Below are 18,746 nucleotides of genomic sequence, written 5' to 3'. Positions count from 1 at the left end.
CCCCCGGCACCCCACATCTGAAACCCGAAAGAAGGCAGTCCGTTGTACGAAGGCGTGGTCCAGGACCTGATCGACGAACTGGGCAGGCTGCCCGGCGTCGGGCCCAAGAGCGCGCAGCGGATCGCCTTCCACATCCTGCAGACCGAGCCCACCGACGTCCGCCGCCTCGCGCACGCGCTGCTCGAAGTGAAGGACAAGGTCCGGTTCTGCGCGGTGTGCGGGAACGTGGCGCAGGAGGAGCGGTGCGGGATCTGCCGCGACCCGCGCCGCGACCCGACGGTCGTCTGTGTCGTGGAGGAGCCCAAGGACGTGGTCGCGATCGAGCGGACGCGCGAGTTCCGGGGGAAGTACCACGTCCTCGGCGGCGCGATCAGCCCGATCGAGGGCGTCGGCCCGGACGATCTGCGCATCCGTGAGCTGCTGGCGCGCCTCGCGGACGGCACGGTCACCGAGCTGATCCTCGCCACCGACCCGAACCTGGAGGGCGAGGCGACCGCCACCTACCTCGCCCGCATGATCAAGCCGATGGGCCTGAAAGTCACCCGCCTGGCCAGCGGACTCCCCGTCGGGGGAGATCTGGAGTACGCGGACGAGGTCACGCTCGGGCGGGCCTTTGAAGGAAGGCGACTTCTCGATGTCTGACGCAACGCTGCACGCGATCGGCCAGGATCCGGACGACTTCGCCGTCCAGATCGCGGACCAGATCGAGTCCTTCATCGTCGCGGTCACCGAGGTGGCCAAGGGCGAGGACCCGGACAGCGCGGTGCCCTTCCTCCTGCTGGAGGTTTCGCAGCTGCTGCTGGCGGGCGGTCGGCTGGGCGCCTACCAGGACGTCCTGCCGGACGAGCGCTACGAGCCGGACCTGGGACCGGAGCCGGATGTGGACGAGCTGCGCGAGCGGTTCGCTTACATGCTCGACCCCGTCGACGTGTACTCGGAGGTCTTCGACCCCTACGAGCCGCGGAAGGCGCCGGTCGCGCACCGGATCTCCGACGACCTCGCCGACGTCGTCGCCGACCTGCGGCACGGGCTCGCGCACTACCGGGCGGGCCGGACCACCGAGGCGCTGTGGTGGTGGCAGTTCTCCTACTTCTCCAACTGGGGCTCGACGGCCTCGGCCACCTTGCGCGCGCTCCAGTCGCTGGTGGCCCACGTGCGCCTCGACCAGCCGCTGGACGCCCTCGACGGCCTGGACACGGACGAGGACCTGGCCGAGGACGACCTCGCGGAGCAGGCGGGCGAGGTCATGGCGCAGGAACTGGGCGGCATCGGCCGCGCGTAGCCGGGGCGGGCGGGGTCGTGCCGGCAGGCGGCCGGGGACGTGCACGGCAGGCGTACGCGGACGTGCCGGCAGGTGATTCTGGGATGAACGCAACATCTCATGATGTGGTACGTGCCGGTCGGATTCCGGGCGCTCGTTAGACTGCGTCACTGACCGCAGTACTGGATTGAGCGAGGAGCGCACGTGGGCCTTGTCGTGCAGAAGTACGGAGGCTCCTCCGTAGCCGATGCCGAGGGCATCAAGCGCGTCGCCAAGCGGATCGTGGATGCCAAGAAGAACGGCCACCAGGTGGTCGTTGTGGTATCCGCGATGGGCGACACGACGGACGAGCTGATCGATCTCGCCGAGCAGGTATCCCCGATGCCTGCCGGTCGTGAGTTCGACATGCTGCTGACCGCGGGAGAGCGGATCTCCATGGCCCTGCTGGCCATGGCGATCAAAAACCTGGGCCACGAGGCCCAGTCGTTCACCGGCAGCCAGGCAGGTGTCATCACCGACTCCGTCCACAACAAAGCGCGCATCATCGATGTCACGCCGGGCCGCATCCGCACCGCGCTGGACGAGGGCAACATCGCCATCGTCGCCGGTTTCCAGGGAGTGTCGGCCGACAGCAAGGACATCACCACGCTCGGCCGCGGCGGCTCGGACACCACCGCCGTCGCGCTGGCGGCGGCGCTGGACGCCGAGGTCTGCGAGATCTACACCGATGTCGACGGCGTCTTCACCGCGGACCCCCGCGTCGTGAAGAAGGCCCGGAAGATCGACTGGATCTCCTCCGAGGACATGCTGGAGCTCGCGGCCTCCGGCTCCAAGGTGCTGCTGCACCGCTGCGTCGAGTACGCACGCCGCTACAACATCCCGATCCACGTCCGTTCGTCCTTCTCCGGACTGCCGGGCACCTGGGTCAGCAACGAGAATCCGCAAGGGGACGAGCCGGTGGAGCACGCCATCATCTCCGGAGTCGCGCACGACGTCTCCGAAGCCAAGATCACGGTCGTCGGCGTCCCGGACAAGCCGGGCGAGGCCGCGGCGATCTTCCGCGCGATCGCGGACGCCGAGATCAACATCGACATGATCGTCCAGAACGTGTCGGCCGCCTCGACCGGGCTGACGGACATCTCCTTCACCCTCCCCAAGGCCGAGGGCCACAAGGCCATCGAGGCCCTGGAGAAGGCGAAGGGCGCGATCGGCTTCGACTCGCTGCGCTACGACGACCAGATCGGCAAGATCTCCCTGGTCGGCGCCGGCATGAAGACGAACCCCGGCGTCACCGCCTCGTTCTTCCAGGCGCTGTCCGACGCGGGCGTCAACATCGAGCTGATCTCGACCTCCGAGATCCGCATCTCGGTCGTGACCCGCCAGGACGACGTCAACGAGGCAGTCCGCGCCGTGCACACGGCCTTCGGCCTGGACTCCGACAGCGACGAGGCCGTCGTCTACGGAGGCACCGGACGATGACCGGCACCCGGTCCGCCCCGGCCCCGGCGCTCGCCGTGGTGGGGGCGACCGGAGCGGTCGGCTCCGTCGTCCTGCGGATACTGTCCCAGCGCGCCGACGTCTGGGGTGACATCCGCCTGATCGCCTCTCCGCGCTCCGCCGGCCGCGTGCTGGCCGTGCGCGGCCGGGAGACCGAGGTGCTCGCCCTCAACGAGGACGCCTTCGACGGCCTCGGGGCGGGCGACGTGGTGCTGTTCCTGACCCCGCCCGGGGTGTCCGCGCAATGGGCCCCCGTCGTGACGGCGCGCGGAGCCGTGGCCGTGGACCAGTCGGCGGCCTTCCGGGAGGACCCCGAGGTGCCGGTGGTGGTGCCCGAGGTGAACCGGCACGCCGTACGGGTCCGGCCGCGCGGCATCGTCGCGGGCCCCGACTGCGTGACCGCCACCATGATCGCCGCCCTGGGCGCGCTGCACGCCGACTACGGGCTGGCCGACCTGGCCGTGTCCTCGTACCAGGCCGCGAGCGCGGCCGGCCGGGCCGGTACGGAGGCACTGCGCCGCCAGCTCTCGCTGGTCGCCGGGACCTCCCTCGGGGAGCAGCCCGGGGACGTACGGCGGGTCGTGGGCGAGGACACCGGCCCCTTCGCGGCCCCGCTCGCACTGAACGTGGTGCCCTGGTCCGGGGAGCTGCGCGAGGGCGGCTGGTCCTCGCACGAGCTGGCGGTGCGGTCGCAGACCCGGCGGATCCTGGAGCTGGCGGAGCTGCCGATCGCGGTGACCTGCGTACAGGTTCCCGTGCTGGAGGGGCACTCGCTGACCGTACGGGCCCGGTTCGACCGCGAAGTGGACGCCGGACAGGCCCGCAAGACGCTCGAGGCGGCGCCCGGCGTGGTCCTCGTGGACGATCCGGCGGCGGGGGAGTTCCCCACGCCGGTGGACGCGGCCGGGACGGATCCGGCCTGGGTGGGCCGGGTGCGGGCGTCGCTCGACGACAGCCGTGCCCTGGAGTTCTTCGTCTGTGCGGACAATCTGCGCAAGGGAGCGGCGCTGAACGCGACCCAGATCGCGGAACTGATCGCGGGTGAATTCGCGTAGTTCACTTTGTAGGATCGGTGGCGATCCCTCGATCAAGGTGATGGCCCGACTGCCGCCTGGATAAACGGGGCGAACGGGAAGATCAGGTGCGCATGAGGGCAACGGGGACATGGCCGGCCGGTCCGCCCGGTGCGTACAACCCCGACGGGGCGGCGTGCGTCCAACGGGCGTGGCAGAGGCATTGCTCGACTTCACGCTCGCTCCGGCACGAACCGCTGCGGCACGAACCGCTGCGGCGGTCGTCCCGGCCCGCGTCGCTCCGGCGCGCCGCCGCGTCCCGGCTTCCGCGTCGGGCGGGTTCCCGGTGATCCTTCCCGTCCCGCCGACCGGCGTACCGGCGGCGGCCCTGCCGACCCGCGGCGGCCGCGTCCCCGCGCCCCGCGACAGCGCGGAAACCACCCACGGCCCGCGGGCCGTGGGGGAACCCGCCGCGCGCACGCGGAACGTCGGGGAACCCGCCGGGAGCACGCGGGCCGCCGGGGAGCCCGCCGAGCCCCCCTACGACAAGGCCGTCGTCGCCGGCACCACCGTCGACCACCTCACCCAGACCTACCAGGCCCACTACCGTTCCCTCCTCGGGCTCGCCGCGCTGCTCCTGGACGACACCGCCTCCTGCGAGGACGTGGTCCAGGAGGCCTTCATCCGCGTCCACTCCGCCCGCAACCGGGTCCGGGACCGCGACAAGACGCTGGCGTACCTCCGCCAGACCGTCGTCAACCTGTCGCGCTCGGCGCTGCGGCGCCGCATCCTCGGCCTGAAACTGCTCTCGAAGCCGATGCCGGACATGGCGAGCGCGGAGGAGGGCGCGTACGACCGGCTGGAGCGCGACGACCTGATCAAGGCGATGCGAGGGCTCCAGCGACGGCAGCGCGAGGTGCTGGTGCTGCGGTACTTCGCGGACATGACCGAAGCCCAGGTCGCCGAGACGCTCGGCGTGTCGCTCGGCTCGGTGAAGGCGTACGGTTCGCGGGGCATTGCCGCGCTGCGGGTGGCGATGGAGGCTGCGCAGTCATGAAGGACGACCACACCACGCCCCGGACGCTGGACGAGCAGCGGCTGCGCCACCTGCTCAGCGGGGCCGTGCAGGGCCTGGAGCCCTCCGACCACGCCCTGGAGCGGCTGCGCCACGCGGTCCCCGCCCGCCGGACCCGCAAGCGCCGGGCCCTCGTCGGCGCGGCCGCGGCCGTACTCCTCGCCGGGGCCGCCGTGCCGACGGCCCTGCGCATGACCGGCACCGCGAGCAGCAGCGCCGCCGGACACCCCGCCATGGCCGGACACGGCGAGCCGCGGGGAGGCAGGACCGGCGGTCCCTCCGACCCGCACCAGAACGGCTCCGGGGCCTACTCCAAGTCCACGGGCCCCGCCGGCGGGCACCCCGAGCCGGGCGGCACCGGCCCCGCCCCCGCCCCCCGCCCGAGCGGCTCCCCCTCGGGCGGTACGGTCGCGGACCCGACGGCCGGCAGTACCTCGACCGGCACCCCCGGCACCCAAAACCCCCAGCTGCCCCCGCTCGGAGCGGTACGGGGCGTCCCCGAGTGCACCGCCGGGCAGCTCGGCGTGCTGGGCAGCGCCCGCGCCCCCGGCGCCGACGGTGCGGTGTACGGCAGCTTCAAGGTCACCAACGTCTCGGACCGGGGCTGCCTCGCCGCGGGCCCGGACACCGTGACGGCGGCCCCCGCGGCCGACTCCCCGCCGCCCGCGAAGAGCCCGGCGGTCACCGTGGTCGGCCACACCGCGGGTGACCCGGCGAGCGCGCTGCTCCCCGACCCGTCCGCGGAGTCCCGGTCGGTAGTCCTCCAGCCGAACGCGGCGTACGAGGTCCGGTTCGCCTGGGTGCCCTCGGACCGCTCCTGTCCCGCGGGTACCGCCGACCCGTCGGCGAAGCCCGCACAGGGCGGCAGCGGCGCGCCGGGCGCCACCGGCCCGGCCGCGGCCGCCGACCCGCTGGGCGGCACCACGGCCCCGGCCCCCACCGGGGTCGAGGTGTCGCACACCCCGGCGGCGGGCGCCCCGACGACCCAGGCGACGATCCCGGCGGCCTGCGGGGGCACGGTCTACCGGACGGGGGTCATTCCCCTGACGCAGCCGACGCGGTAGCGGCCGGCCGCGGCTGCTGCGGCACCAGGCCCGCCTGCGCGTCGCGCAGGGTCTCCACCTCGCGCCGGTAGAAGCGGAACCACATGAACAGCACGAAGGCGGCGAAGACGAACCACTCGCCCGTGTAGCCGAGGTTCTGGAAGGCCTTCAAGTCGAGACCGGTGTTGTCCGGGGCCTTCGCGGGCACCGGAAGCATCCCGTCCACCGAGGTCTGCACCGTCAGCCACGCGTCGTACAGCGGCTCCTGCACCAGGTTCACCAGCGTCGCCGCGCCGATCACCCCGAGCTGCCCGGCCGGCAGGCCGCCCTGGGCGTGCACGCCCTTCGTACCCGAGTTCTCGGACGCCTGGAGCGCGCCGGTGACCTCCACCCGGCCACCCGGCGCGGCCGGAGCCTTCGCCGGGTCCGCCGCGCCCGGCAGCCACCCCCGGACCACGGGGAGGACCTTGCCGGAGTCGGTCCGCAGCAGGCCCAGCACGTAGAAGCCGCTCCTGCCGTCGAGGTCCCGCTCGGGGACCAGCAGCTGCTCGCCGTACACCCCGGCCGTGGACGCCAGCCTCCCGGACGTCTTCTTGTCCACCGGGAGCAGCGAGTCCAGCGGCGCGGCGGCCCGGTCGGCGGTCTGCCTCCCGATGGCCTCCCGGTGGTCGCCGACGCGGTCCTCGAAGCGGCCGAGCTGCCAGGTCCCCATGAACAGGCAGAAGGGGATGGCGAGCGCGACGAAGACGTTGATCCCCCACCAGCGCGGGGTCAGGAGAAACCGGTGCACCCCACCACGGTACGGGGGGTGCACCGGGTCACCGGTGCCGGGTCAGGCGGGAAGGTGCTTGAGGGCGAACTCCAGATCCATCCGGACCTGCTTGATCCGCTCCTCCACCACGAGCGATCCGTGCCCCGCGTCGTACCGGTACACCTCGTGCACCGCTCCGCGCGCCGCGAGCCGCTCCACGTAATTGTCGATCTGCCGGATCGGGCAGCGCGGGTCGTTCACGCCCGCCGCGATGTGGACCGGAGCCTTCACCGCGTCCACGTACGTCAGCGGCGAGGACGCCTCGAACCGCTCCGGGACCTCCTCGGGAGTCCCGCCGAAGAGGGTGCGGTCCAGGGACTTCAGCGCCTCCATCTCGTCGTGGTACGCCGTCACGTAGTCCGCGACCGGCACGGCGGCCAGGCCCACCGCCCAGGCGTCGGGCTGCGTGCCCAGGCCCAGCAACGTCAGGTACCCGCCCCAGGAGCCGCCCGACAGGACGAGCCGCTGCGGGTCGGCGAGACCGCTGCCGACGGCCCACTCGCGGACCGCCGCGATGTCCTCCAGCTCGATCAGGCCGACGCGGTGCTTGAGGGCGTCGGTCCACTCCCGCCCGTACCCGGTCGAACCGCGGTAGTTGACGCGGACGACCGCGAAGCCGTGGTCCAGCCAGGCCGCCGGGGTCGCGGCGAAGGCGTCGCTGTCGTGCCAGGTGGGCCCGCCGTGGATCTCGAAGACCGTCGGGAAGGGGCCTTCGCCGTGGCCGACGGGCCGCTGCGCCAGCGCGTGGACGCGCCCGCCCGGGCCCTGGACCCACACGTCCTCCACCGGGACCGAACCCGGGGGCCGGAAGCCGGGCGCATCGAGCACGACCCCGCCCGCCGTGGACCGGATCGCGGACGGTTCGGCGGCCGAGGACCACTGGTACTCGACCGTGCCGTCGGGCCGGGCGCTCGCGCCGGAGACGGTGCCCGGCGGGGTGTCGACCTTGACGAGCTCGCGCGCGGCCAGGTCGTAGCGCCAGAGTTCGCTGCGCGCCTCGAAGCCGTGCTCGATCAGCAGCGCGGTGCCGTCCGGGTACCACTCGGCGCTGACGTCGCCCGGCAGATCGACCGCCAGGTCCTGCTCGGACCCGGTGGCCACGTCCCAGATCATCGGCTCCCAGCGGCCGCGCCGCTGGTGCCCGACGAGCAGCCGGGTGTCTCCCGCGACCGGCGCGAAGCCGAGCACCTCCAGGCCGAGCTCCACCGTCCCGTCCCGGGAGTCGTCGAGCTCGGCGACGGTGCTCCCGTCGAGGGTGACCACGCGCAGCGCCGAGTGCATGGCGTCGCCGTGCTCGGTGTGCTCGATCGCGATCAGGGTCCCGTCCCGGGAAAGGTCCCCGACGCCCGCCGACTCCCGGTGGCGGTAGATGACGGCCGGGGCGCTGCCGTCGGGCCGTACGACGTGGATGGTCGTGCCGTCCTCGTCGGTGGAGCGGCCCACGACCGCCGTGCCGTCCCGGCCGATGGCCAGCCCGGCCGGGTAGGAGGGCGCGAGGCCCGGGGTCGCCGGTTCGTCGGGTCCGCCCGCGAAGGGCTGGCGCACCCAGGTGCCGAACTCGTCGCCGTCGGTGTCGGAGAACCACCAGATCCACTCGCCGTCGGGGGAGAGGGTGCCGTCGGTGGTGCCGTTGGGGCGGTCCGTGGCCTGCCGCTGGGCGCCGGTGGCGCGGTCCCACGCGTACAGCTCGTACGTTCCGGTCGCGTTGGAGACGAAGAGCGAGCGGTCCGGGGCGTCCTCGGCCCATTCGGGCAGCCCGACGCGCGGGGCCCGGAAGCGCTTCTCCCAGTCGGGCATCTCGGGGGACGGTGCGGAGGTCACATCGGTGTCGCTGGTCATGGCCCCACCTTGCCGTACCGGGCGCCGGTGTGCCGAGTACGCCGAACGGGCGGCCGCCGAGGGCGGCGGACCCGGGCGTGCGGCCGGTCGCCGCGAAACGCGGCGCATGCGGCCCGGGGCCCGGGCACGGCACGGCCGCCGGCCCTACGCTGACCGCATGCGGATGATCGTCCGGGGTGCCCGGCTGCTGCACGCACACGGCCTGTCCGATGTGGAGGTGTCCGAGGACGGGCGCATCGCGCGCGTCGTCCCGTACGACGACCAGAAGGAACCACCGGCGACCGGTGTGCTGATCGAGGCGCACGGCGCGCTGCTCACGCCGCCCTTCGTCGAACCGCACATCCACCTCGACACCGCCCTGACCGCGGGCGAGCCCCGCCCCAACGCGTCCGGCACCCTCTGGGAGGGCATCGCCTGCTGGAGCGAGCGCAAGAAGACGCTGACCCGCGAGGACGTGATCGCCCGGGCCACGCAGGTGCTGCGCTGGCAGGCCGCCCAGGGGGTGCTGCACGTACGGACCCACTGCGACACCACCGATCCGGCGCTGACCGCGCTGGATGCGCTGCTGGAGGTCCGCGACCGGGTGCGGGACGTGATGACCCTCCAGATCGTGGCCTTCCCGCAGGAGGGCATCGTCTCCTTCCCGGACGGCGGGGCGCTGCTGCGCGAGGCGGTCCGGCGCGGGGCGGACGTCGTCGGCGCGATCCCGCACTTCGAGGACACCCGCGAGGACGGGGTGGCCTCGCTGGGAACCGCCTTCGCGCTGGCCGAGGAGCACGGGCTGCGCGTCGACGCGCACTGCGACGAGATCGACGACGAGCAGTCCCGCTTCGTGGAGGTACTGGCCACGCTCGCGCTGCGGTCGGGCCTGCGGGAGCGGGCGACGGCCTCCCACACGACGGCGATGGGTTCCTATGGCGGCGGGTACAGCTTCAAACTCCGACGGCTGCTGGCGCGTTCGGGCATCAACCTGGTCGCGAACCCGTTCGCCAACCTCAACCTCCAGGGCCGCTTCGACGCCTACCCCAAGCGGCGGGGCCTCACCCAGGTCAAGGAGATGCTGGCGGCGGGCGTGAACGTGGCCTTCGGCCATGACGACGTGATGGACCCGTGGAACGCGCTCGGGACCGCGAACCCGCTGCAGACCGCCCTGGTCGGCCTGTACGCCGCCCAGCTGACCGGCGCCGACGAGATCCCGGTGGCCTTCTCGATGGTGACGGACCGTGCGGCGCGGGTGCTCGGCCTGTCCGGCACGGAGTACGGCATCGCACCGGGCGCGCCGGCCTCGTTCCTGCTGCTGCCGGCCGACTCCCCCGAGGAGGCCGTCCGCCGCCAGGTCCGCCCCCGCTACGTCGTCTCGCGCGGCACCGTCCTCGCCGAAACCCCGCCCGCGCCGACGCGCCTGCTGTCCTGGCCGGGTGAAGCCGGCCCGACGGAAGTGGACTTCACCCGGAAGTAGCCCGGCCGGCCGGGCAGTCGGCCGCCGGGCCGGGGCGGGTCCCGCGGGCCGCTCAGATCCCCCTCTCGATCATGGCGATCACGTCCTGGCCGGCGTCGTGCGCCTGCTCCGGGGTCACCCCGCGCAGCGGTCCGTCGATGACCAGGACCGCCAGCCCGTGCACCGCCGACCAGGCGAGGAACTCCGCCCCGGGCCGGCGCTCGGGCGGCAGGACGCCCGTCTCCACGAGGGCGTCCAGCGCGGCTCCGAGCAGCTCGAACGGGGTGAGCCCGCCGGCCCCGGCGGCCGTGGCGTCGGTGGCGTAGGTCATGTCGGCCGGGACGTGGAAGGCCGTACGGAACCAGCCCGGCTCCTCGACGGCGAAGCGGATGTACCCCGTCCCCACGGCGCGGAAGCGGGCCCGCGCGCGTGCGACGGGGTCCCCGGTCGGTGCGAGGCCGGCGATCTCGGCCTCCATGGCGAGGGCCACCCGCGCCATGGCCGCCTGCGAGACCCCGTGCACCAGCGCCCCGCGGTCGGCGAAGTGCCGGTAGGCGGCGTTGGGCGAAACCCCGGCGCGCCGGGTCACCTCGCGCAACGACACGGCGTCCGGCCCGCCTTCCCGCGCCAGTTCCAGCGCGGTGTCGAGCAGGGCGTTGCGCAGGTTCCCGTGCCGGTAGGTACTGCGTTTCGGCGACGGTTCCGGCGGCGGTGGTCCGGTGTCCGGTGGAGCCATGTGGATCTCCGATCCCTAGATGTGGACACCGTCTACTTTATAGCGCCGGCCGGCGCGCGAGCCGTGGCGACCGTCGACTGCTCCGCTCACGGCCGGCGCAGGGGTGTGCGGCTCACGCCGACAGCCGGCCGCTGAGCGTCCCGTGCAGCCGGGCGCTGCGCTCGTTCAGGCCGACGATCTCCACGTCCTTGCCGCGCTGGCGGTACTTGGCCTCTATGGCGTCGAGGGCGGCGACGGACGAGGCGTCCCAGATGTGGGCGGACGACAGGTCGATGACGACCCGTTGCGGGTCCCCGGCGTAGTCGAACCGGCCGACGAGGTCGTTGGAGGAGGCGAAGAAGAGCTCGCCGGCCACGCGGTAGACGACCTCCCCGCCACCCGGGTCCGTCACGGAGGTGACGGTGGCCAGGTGCGCGACGCGCTTGGCGAAGATGACCATCGCGGTGACCGACCCGGCGACGACGCCGACGGCGAGGTTGTGGGTGACGACCACGCAGACGACGGTGAGCACCATGACGGTGATCTCGCCCGCCGGCATCCGCCTGAGCGTCCCCGGGGCCACCGAGTGCCAGTCGAAGGTCGCGAAGCAGACCATCACCATGACGGCGACCAGCGCGGCCATCGGAATGCGCGAAACGACGGGCCCGCACACGATGCACAGGACCATCAGGAAGACGCCCGCGAGGAAGGTCGACAACCGGGTACGGGCGCCGGACACCTTCACGTTGATCATCGTCTGGCCGATCATCGCGCAGCCGCCCATACCGCCGAAGAAGCCGGTGACGATGTTCGCGACGCCCTGGCCGACGGACTCGCGCGTCTTGTCGGAGCGGGTGTCGGTGATCTCGTCGACCAGCTTCGCCGTCATCAGCGACTCCATCAGCCCGACCACCGCCATGGCGAGGGCGTACGGGGCGACGAGGACCAGGGTGTCGAGGGTGAAGGGCACGTCCGGCAGGCCCGGCACGGGCAGGGAGGAGGGCAGCGCGCCCTTGTCCCCGACGGTGGGCACCGCGATGCCTGCGGCGACGGTGATCGCCGTGAGGATCGCGATGGACACCAGCGGGGCCGGGACCACCCTGCTGATCTTCGGGAAGAACACCATCAGGGCGAGCCCGCCGGCGACCAGCGGATACACCGCCCACGGCACGTCCCGCAGCTGGGGGACCTGGGCCATGAAGACGAGGATGGCGAGGGAGTTGACGAAGCCGACCATCACCGAACGGGGAACGAACCGGATCAGCTTCGCCACCCCGAGCGCGCCCAGCACGATCTGGAAGACGCCGGCCAGGATCACCGCGGCGACCAGGTAGCCGAAGCCGTGCTCGCGGTTGAGCGGTGCGATCACGAGCGCGACGGCTCCCGTCGCCGCGGAGATCATCGCCGGCCGCCCGCCGACGATCGAGATCACCACCGCCATGGTGAACGAGGCGAACAAACCGATGGCCGGGTCGACCCCGGCGATGATCGAGAAGGAGATGGCCTCGGGGACCAGCGCCAGCGCGACCACCAGGCCGCCGAGCACCTCGGTCCGCAGCACCTTCGGCGACGACAGCCATGCCGGTCGCACGGGACGGAACGGGCCGCGCGGGCGCGAGGGCACGCGGGCGGGTGAGGAAGACAAGACGGCACTGACCTCGGGCTCGGGCACGCACCGACCCGCGGCCGGGCGCGCGGGGAAGACACGCGTGAACGGAGTCGCCCGGATTCCGGTGAGGAGCCGGCCGGGGCGCCCCCGATGCATCCCGAGCGGTCTCCGCAGACGCAGGAAGGGCTTGATCCGCGATGCGGATCAAGCCCTTTTCTGATCTTGCGAAGTCGGGGTGGCGGGATTTGAACCCACGACCTCTTCGTCCCGAACGAAGCGCGCTGCCAAGCTGCGCTACACCCCGATCGTCACCCGTGCAGCGTGTGCTGTCCTGGCGACATCGATTACTTTAGCGGACCCTCGGCCGGAGACGAAATCCGGTTTTCGCGGGGCGCTCGCGAGCCGTCAGGCCGGGCCTGCCGGGGTCAGGGTCAAGAGGGTGGCCTCAGGGGGGCAGGCGAAGCGGACCGGGGTGAAGCGGTTCGTGCCGCAGCCGGCCGAGACGTGGAGGTACGCGCGGTTGCCGTTCGCCGTGTGCGTGGAGAGGCCCTTGACCCGGTCGGTGTCCAGGTCGCAGTTGGTCACCAGCGCCCCGTAGAACGGGACGCACAACTGCCCGCCGTGCGTGTGGCCGGCCAGGATCAGCGGGTAGCGGTCGGCGGTGAACGCTTCCAGGACGCGCAGGTACGGGGCGTGGACCACCGCCATGGAGAAGTCGGCGTCCGCATCCGGTCCGCCCGCGACCCTCTCGTAGCGGTCCCGCTTGATGTGCGGGTCGTCCAGGCCGGTGAAGGCGATCTCCAGACCGTCCAGCTTCATCCGTGCCCGCGTGTTGGTCAGGTTCAGCCAGCCGGCCGCGTCGAAGGCGTCCCGCATCTCTTCCCACGGGTTGTGCACGGCGCCGACGACCGGCTTGTTGCCGTTCAGCCCGTGCCGGCCCTGCGCCTTCTCGATCAGGTAGCGGCCGGGATTGCGCAGCCGGGGCCCGTAGTAGTCGTTCGAGCCGAAGACGTAGGCGCCGGGGAAGGACATCAGCGGCCCGAGGGCGTCCAGCACCTCCGGCACGCCCTCCGTGTCCGAGAGGTTGTCGCCCGTGTTCACCACGAAGTCCGGGCGCAGCCCCGCGAGCGACTGGAGCCAGGCGCGCTTCTTGCGCTGGCCGCTCACCATGTGGATGTCCGACACCTGCAGTATCCGCAGGGGCCGCATGCCGGCGGGCAGGACGGGAACCGTCACCCGGCGCAGCCGGAACGACCGGGCCTCGAATCCGGCGGCATAGGCCACACCCGCGGCCCCCACCGCCGCGATACCGGCGGTGACCTTCAGAGGTACTCCGTAACGCGCACGCATGACCCCATCGTCGCACCCCGCGTCACCCCCGCGGAAAACCGGCGGGCGCGGGCGCCGCCGCACCTGGCAGACTCGGGGCATGACCACGCTCAAGGCCAAGCTCCAGGAAGACCTCACCGCTGCCATCAAGGCGCGCGACGAGCTCAGCTCGTCCACGCTGCGACTGACCCTCGCCGCCATCACCAAGGAGGAGGTCGCGGGCAAGGAAGCGCGCGTGCTCTCCGACGACGAAGTCCTCAAGGTGATCGCCAAGGAGGCGAAGAAGCGCCGTGAGGCCGCGGAGGCGTTCGGCCAGGGCGGTCGCGCCGAGTCGGCCGCGCGGGAGCTCGCGGAGGGTGAGTTCCTCGACAAGTACCTGCCCAAGCAGCTGACGGACGAGGAGCTCGGCGAGATCGTCGCGCAGGCCGTCGCCGAGGCGAAGGCCGCCGGTGCCGAGGGGCCGCGGGCCATGGGCGCCGTCATGAAGATCGTGAACCCGAAGGTCGCCGGGCTGGCGGAGGGCGGCCGCGTCGCCGCCGTCGTCAAGCAGCAGCTCTCGTAAGCACCGCCCGTACGAAAGGGGAGGCCCCCGCCGGATCCGGCGGGGGCCTCCCCTTTCGTACGCGGGCTACTGGGACGTCTTTCGTGCACGGGCTACTGGACGTCGCCGCCGATCGTGCCCGGCGGCAGGGGGATCTCGGGGAAGGGATCGACGGGGACGCCGCCGCCGGTGGTTCCGGCGATCGTCGTCCCGCCCGGATCGCCGTCACCCGGCTTGCCGTCCCGCCCGGGCTTGCCGGGCTTGCCCGGCTTGGCCGGCTTGGCCGGGGTGGGGTTGCCCGGCTGCGTCGGCGGCCGGTTGCCGCGTGCGCCGCCGGACGGGGTGGAGGAGTCCCCGACGAACACCGTCGAGAAGGGCAGGTTCTCCCGGCCCGCCAGCGCGCCCGTCACCGCCTGCTTCCAGATCGGGCCGGGCAGCCCGCCACCGTAGACCTTGTCGTAGAACTCGCCGCCGATGGTGATGTTCTCCATCGACACCTGCTTGAGGCCCGCGGAGCCGACCCACGTCGCACCGGCCATGTTCGGGGTGTACCCGACGAACCAGGCGTTGTAGCGGTTCTCCGTGGTACCCGTCTTGCCCGCGCTCTGCCGGTCGGTCAGACCCGCCTGGGCGCCGGTACCGGAGTCGACCACGCCGAGCAGCAGGGTATTGATGGTGTCGGCCGTCTTCTCCGACATCACCCGCTCGCACTGCGACTTCGGGACGGCCAGCGCCTTGCCGTGCGCGTCGGTGATCGACTCTATGGCGACCGGCGTGCAGCGCACGCCCCGGTTGGCGAAGGTCGCGTACGCGTTGGCCATGGTCAGCGGGGACATGCCCTGCGTACCGAGCGCGATGGCGGGGACCTCCGGCAGCTTGGCGCCGTCGGCCGGGATGACGCCGAGCTTGGTGGTCATCTCGGTGACCGGGCACAGCCCGATGTCGCTGATCATCTCGACGAAGTAGGTGTTGACCGACTTGGCCATCGCCTCCCTCATCCCGTACGGCCCGTTCTCGGACTCGGACTCGTTCTCCACCCGGTCCTTGGGCTTGCTGTCGTTGACCCACAGCTTGTCGCCGCAGGTCTGCACGCCGCTCGGGTACTCCATGTCGTGCGGGGAGGCGTACACCTTGGTCGCCGGCACGCCCTGCTCGATGGCCGCGGCCGCGACGAACGGCTTGAAGGTCGAGCCGGTCGGGAAGCCGAAGTTCGATCCGCCCATCCGCTTGTCGACGGAGTAGTTGATCTGCGTCTCGTTCTTGCCGAAGCCGTACGGCCTGGACTGGCCCATCCCGAGGACGCGCCCGGTGCCGGGCTGCACGAGGGTGACGGCCGTCGCGACCTTGTCGTCCTGGTGGACGTGGTCCTTGATGGACTCGTTGACCGAGTCCTGCGACTGCGGGTCGAGCGTCGTGCGGACCGTCAGGCCGCCCTGGTTCCAGAGCTTGGCGCGCTCCTCGCGCGTCTTGCCGAACACCGGGTCGGTCAGGAACGTGTTGCGCACGTAGTCACAGAAGAAGCCGGCGCCCTTGACGGCGGTGATGCAGCCGTTCTTGGGCCGGGTCACCTTGAGCGTGACGGGCTTCTGCTTCGCCTCCTCGGCTTCCGCCTGGGAGATGTCCTTCATGTCGGCCATCCGCTGGAGGACGACGTTGCGGCGCTTCATCGCCTCCTGCGAGTCGTTGACCGGGTCGTAGCGGGTCGGCGACTGCACCACGCCGGCCAGCAGCGCGGACTCCTCCAGCGTCAGGTCCTTGGCCGGCTTGCTGAAGTAGCGCTGGGAGGCGGATTCGATTCCGTACGCCTGCTGCCCGAAGTAGGTGATGTTGAGGTAGTTCTCGAGGATCTTCTTCTTCCCGAGCTCCTCCTCGACCTGGATCGAGTACTTCAGCTCGCGGATCTTTCGCCCGAGGCTCTTCTCCTGCGCCTCGCGCACCTTCGACTCGTCGTCACCGGCTTCCTCGACGAAGACGTTCTTCACGTACTGCTGCGTGAGCGTGGAAGCGCCCTGCGCCGCGCCGCCTTCCTGCGCGTTGCGGTTGACCGCGCGGAGGATGCCCTTGAGGTCGACCGCGCCGTGTTCGTAGAAACGCGAGTCCTCGATGGCGACGATCGCCTTCTGCATGTACGGGGAGATGGCCGTCAACGGCACGACCTGGCGGTCGCGCGAATAGACCGTGGCGATCAAGCCACCCTCCGCGTCCAGGATCGTGGTGCGCTGGCTCAACGGAGGCGTCTTGAGATTGGCCGGGATCTCGTCGAATCCCTCGACCGTCCCCTTGGCCGCGAGGCCCAGGGCGCCGGCGCCCGGGATCGCGATGCCGGCCAGTACGACTCCGGAGAGAACCGACACCCCGAGGAACTTGGCGGCCTGTTGCGGCCCCGTGAGCCCGCCGCCCGAGCGCTTCTTTCCCATGGAGGGCAGCCTACGTTCTCATTCGCCGGACACGCGCGAATGCCTTGGCCTAAGCTGGCCCCAACTGTCACAGCAGCGCGGCGCGACATCAACCCCTCGGCTTGATTTTCACCCTTGCCGAATGCGGTGGACTGATGTCCGAATCCCGCCGTTCACTCGGACGGCACCCGGCGGTGATTCTCCGATTTCATCCGAATCGCCGGAATGGCCGGGCATGTCGTCCGATCACTCCGTCGGGTGATCTGCCGCTTACCCATAGTCCGTTCGGACCATTCAAGATTGGGCCCGTCGGGGGTGTTGCGCTGTGCTCGCCTTCCGTAACGTCCTCAACTGGCAGCGGTGAATATGCCGCTACCGCCGTGGGGGAGCCTCGATTCGGGAGAGGACGGCGCCGGGATGGGCTGGGTTACCGACTGGAGTGCGCAGGCAGCCTGCCGCACTACCGATCCGGATGAACTGTTTGTTCAAGGAGCGGCACAGAACAGGGCCAAGGCGGTGTGCACCGGGTGTCCGGTGCGGACCGAGTGTCTGGCCGACGCGCTCGACAACCGTGTCGAGTTCGGAGTATGGGGCGGAATGACCGAGCGGGAGCGTCGCGCGTTGCTGCGCCGGCGTCCCACCGTCACCTCGTGGCGACGGCTGCTCGAAACCGCCCGCACGGAGTACGAACGCAGTACGGGCATCCTCACCATGGATGTCGACGCGGCGATCGACGTTCCGTACGAGACGTACGCGGCAGCCGGGTAAACCCCGCCCGCACCGTACGCTGTAGCCGGGTCAACCGCCCGCGCCTACACGGCAGCCGGGCGACCCGCCCGCGACCCGTCCTCGTACGAACGCCTACGCTCCGGCCGGAACCCCGGTCGCGAGCCGCTCTCCGATGGCCCGTAGCCCGGCGAGGTCGTGCACATCGCCGGGCAGGGCGGCCACTTCGGCCACCGCCACCTCAGGGTGCAACGAGGTGAAGCGGTCCCGCGTGCGTCGTTCGCGCGCGATCACCTGCATCCGCTCGGCATGCAGGCGCAGCAGTCCCGCGGTGATCTCGTCCACACCGGCGTCGTCCACGTCGGCGCTGGGGGAGCCGGTGTCGGAGGTGCCTGTGTCGGTGGTGCCCTTCTCGGGCGTGCCGGTCTCGGTGGTGCCGGTGTCCGCGTCCGAGTCACGAAGTCCAGCTTTCCCGGACTCCTGATCGACAATGCCGGCGTCCTCAAGATTCTCTGCGGCGGCCAACGCCCGCTCCGCGGAGAGCTGTCCGGCGTCACTGCCGTGGACCCGGTTCAGTACCAGGCCGGCCAGCGGCATCCGTTCCGCCGCCAGCCGCTCCACGAAGTACGCCGCCTCGCGCAGGGCGTCCGGCTCGGGCGCGGCGACCACGAGGAAGGCCGTACCGGGGGCCTGGAGCAGCCGGAAGGTCGCGTCCGCCCGGGTACGGAAGCCGCCGAACATGGTGTCCATCGCGGCCACGAAGGTCTGCACGTCCTTGAGCAGCGACGCGCCCATCAGCTTGCTCAGCGTCCCCGTCATCAGCGACATGCCGACGTTGAGGAACTTCATCCCGGCCCGCCCGCCGACCTTCGCCGGAGCCATCAGCACCCGGATGAACTTCCCGTCCAGGAAGGACCCCAGACGCTTCGGCGCGTCGAGGAAGTCCAGCGCGGACCGGCTCGGCGGGGTGTCGACCACGATCAGGTCCCAGTCGTCCCGCGCCCGCAGCTGACCAAGCTTCTCCATCGCCATGTACTCCTGCGTGCCCGCGAAGCCGGCCGACAGGGACTGGTAGAAGGGGTTCGCCAGGATGGCCCGGGCCCGTTCGCCCTCCGCGTGCGCCTCGACGATCTCGTCGAAGGTGCGCTTCATGTCGAGCATCATGGCGTGCAGTTCGCCGCCGTCCCCGGACACGCCCGCGACCTTGCGCGGCGTGTTGTCCAGCGAGGCGATCCCCATCGACTGGGCCAGCCGGCGCGCCGGATCGATGGTCAGCACGACCACCTTCCGCCCGCGCTCCGCCGCCCGTACGCCGAGTGCGGCAGCGGTGGTGGTCTTGCCGACGCCGCCCGAACCGCAGCACACGATGATCCGGGTCTTCGGGTCGTCCAGCAGCGCGTCGACCGCCAGCACGGGCGGAGTGTCCAGGCCCATCTCGTCGTCCACCGGCTTC

At 71.6% G+C, this 18,746-nt stretch carries 16 protein-coding genes and 1 tRNA gene; 9 read left to right on the top strand and 8 right to left on the bottom strand.

The features are described 5' to 3' along the window. The first annotated feature begins 42 nt into the window (after window positions 1-42). The 6 genes from recR to OHA81_RS15165 all read left to right on the top strand — a co-directional run bounded on the left by recR (window position 43) and on the right by OHA81_RS15165 (window position 5,910). The gene (gene recR / locus OHA81_RS15190; protein ID WP_329196361.1) at window positions 43-642 is read left to right on the top strand and encodes a recombination mediator RecR; all 600 of its coding nucleotides are present in this window, start codon (window positions 43-45) and stop codon (window positions 640-642) included. Continuing rightward, window positions 635-1,282 carry a DUF5063 domain-containing protein gene (locus tag OHA81_RS15185; RefSeq protein ID WP_329196359.1) on the top strand — a complete coding sequence of 216 codons (648 nt, stop codon included), beginning with the start codon at window positions 635-637 and terminating at the stop codon, window positions 1,280-1,282. Before recR ends, OHA81_RS15185 begins: the two co-directional genes overlap by 8 nt. 183 nt (window positions 1,283-1,465) lie before the next feature. Then, on the top strand, window positions 1,466-2,740 hold the full coding sequence (locus OHA81_RS15180; RefSeq protein WP_136217624.1) for an aspartate kinase: 1,275 nt from the start codon (window positions 1,466-1,468) through the stop codon (window positions 2,738-2,740). Continuing rightward, on the top strand, window positions 2,737-3,813 hold the full coding sequence (locus OHA81_RS15175; RefSeq protein ID WP_329196356.1) for an aspartate-semialdehyde dehydrogenase: 1,077 nt from the start codon (window positions 2,737-2,739) through the stop codon (window positions 3,811-3,813). Before OHA81_RS15180 ends, OHA81_RS15175 begins: the two co-directional genes overlap by 4 nt. A gap of 169 nt (window positions 3,814-3,982) precedes the next feature. Beyond that, window positions 3,983-4,828, top strand: a complete 846-nt coding sequence (locus tag OHA81_RS15170; protein ID WP_443056550.1) for a SigE family RNA polymerase sigma factor — start codon at window positions 3,983-3,985, stop codon at window positions 4,826-4,828. Then, a complete protein-coding gene (locus tag OHA81_RS15165) occupies window positions 4,825-5,910 on the top strand; it encodes a hypothetical protein (RefSeq protein ID WP_329196354.1) in 1,086 nt (361 codons plus the stop codon). Before OHA81_RS15170 ends, OHA81_RS15165 begins: the two co-directional genes overlap by 4 nt. Here OHA81_RS15165 and OHA81_RS15160 read toward each other — a convergent pair. Beyond that, window positions 5,882-6,679, bottom strand: coding sequence for an SURF1 family protein (locus OHA81_RS15160; protein ID WP_329196352.1), 798 nt, complete (start codon window positions 6,677-6,679; stop codon window positions 5,882-5,884). The two genes, OHA81_RS15165 and OHA81_RS15160, sit on opposite strands and share 29 nt — an antisense overlap. A gap of 42 nt (window positions 6,680-6,721) precedes the next feature. Further along, window positions 6,722-8,539: a S9 family peptidase gene (locus OHA81_RS15155; RefSeq protein ID WP_329196350.1), complete on the bottom strand. Its 1,818-nt coding sequence runs from the start codon at window positions 8,537-8,539 to the stop codon at window positions 6,722-6,724. Window positions 8,540-8,696: 157 nt separating this feature from the next. On the opposite strand from OHA81_RS15155, the gene codA reads away from it, so the two are divergent. Beyond that, the gene (gene codA, locus OHA81_RS15150; protein WP_329196349.1) at window positions 8,697-9,998 is read left to right on the top strand and encodes a cytosine deaminase; all 1,302 of its coding nucleotides are present in this window, start codon (window positions 8,697-8,699) and stop codon (window positions 9,996-9,998) included. A gap of 52 nt (window positions 9,999-10,050) precedes the next feature. On the opposite strand, the gene OHA81_RS15145 is transcribed toward codA, so the two are convergent. The 4 genes from OHA81_RS15145 to OHA81_RS15130 form a co-directional block, all read right to left on the bottom strand. Continuing rightward, window positions 10,051-10,713, bottom strand: a complete 663-nt coding sequence (locus tag OHA81_RS15145) for a TetR/AcrR family transcriptional regulator (protein ID WP_329196347.1) — start codon at window positions 10,711-10,713, stop codon at window positions 10,051-10,053. A 112-nt stretch (window positions 10,714-10,825) separates the two neighbouring features. Next, the gene (locus OHA81_RS15140; RefSeq protein ID WP_329196345.1) at window positions 10,826-12,283 is read right to left on the bottom strand and encodes a SulP family inorganic anion transporter; all 1,458 of its coding nucleotides are present in this window, start codon (window positions 12,281-12,283) and stop codon (window positions 10,826-10,828) included. A 248-nt stretch (window positions 12,284-12,531) separates the two neighbouring features. Next, window positions 12,532-12,605 (bottom strand) — tRNA-Pro (locus OHA81_RS15135). Between the two features lie 101 nt (window positions 12,606-12,706). Next, complete coding sequence (locus tag OHA81_RS15130) at window positions 12,707-13,651, bottom strand: metallophosphoesterase (protein WP_329196343.1); 945 nt, start codon at window positions 13,649-13,651, stop codon at window positions 12,707-12,709. A 79-nt stretch (window positions 13,652-13,730) separates the two neighbouring features. Here OHA81_RS15130 and OHA81_RS15125 point away from each other — a divergent pair, with 79 nt between their 5' ends. Further along, complete coding sequence (locus OHA81_RS15125; protein ID WP_329196341.1) at window positions 13,731-14,192, top strand: GatB/YqeY domain-containing protein; 462 nt, start codon at window positions 13,731-13,733, stop codon at window positions 14,190-14,192. A 92-nt stretch (window positions 14,193-14,284) separates the two neighbouring features. Here the strand turns inward: OHA81_RS15125 and OHA81_RS15120 are convergent, their stop codons facing one another. Continuing rightward, complete coding sequence (locus OHA81_RS15120; protein WP_329196339.1) at window positions 14,285-16,588, bottom strand: transglycosylase domain-containing protein; 2,304 nt, start codon at window positions 16,586-16,588, stop codon at window positions 14,285-14,287. A gap of 396 nt (window positions 16,589-16,984) precedes the next feature. On the opposite strand from OHA81_RS15120, the gene OHA81_RS15115 reads away from it, so the two are divergent. Next, window positions 16,985-17,335: a WhiB family transcriptional regulator gene (locus OHA81_RS15115; RefSeq protein WP_329196337.1), complete on the top strand. Its 351-nt coding sequence runs from the start codon at window positions 16,985-16,987 to the stop codon at window positions 17,333-17,335. A gap of 93 nt (window positions 17,336-17,428) precedes the next feature. On the opposite strand, the gene OHA81_RS15110 is transcribed toward OHA81_RS15115, so the two are convergent. Then, window positions 17,429-18,727 (bottom strand): ArsA family ATPase, encoded by a 1,299-nt coding sequence (locus OHA81_RS15110; protein ID WP_329202297.1) that lies wholly within the window; start codon window positions 18,725-18,727, stop codon window positions 17,429-17,431. Window positions 18,728-18,746 lie beyond the last annotated feature (19 nt).

This window comes from Streptomyces sp. NBC_00667 (assembly GCF_036226825.1).
GTDB lineage: Bacteria > Actinomycetota > Actinomycetes > Streptomycetales > Streptomycetaceae > Streptomyces.
The sequence above is the reverse complement of the archived record's forward strand: the minus strand, read 5'-3'. Positions and strand labels throughout refer to the sequence as shown.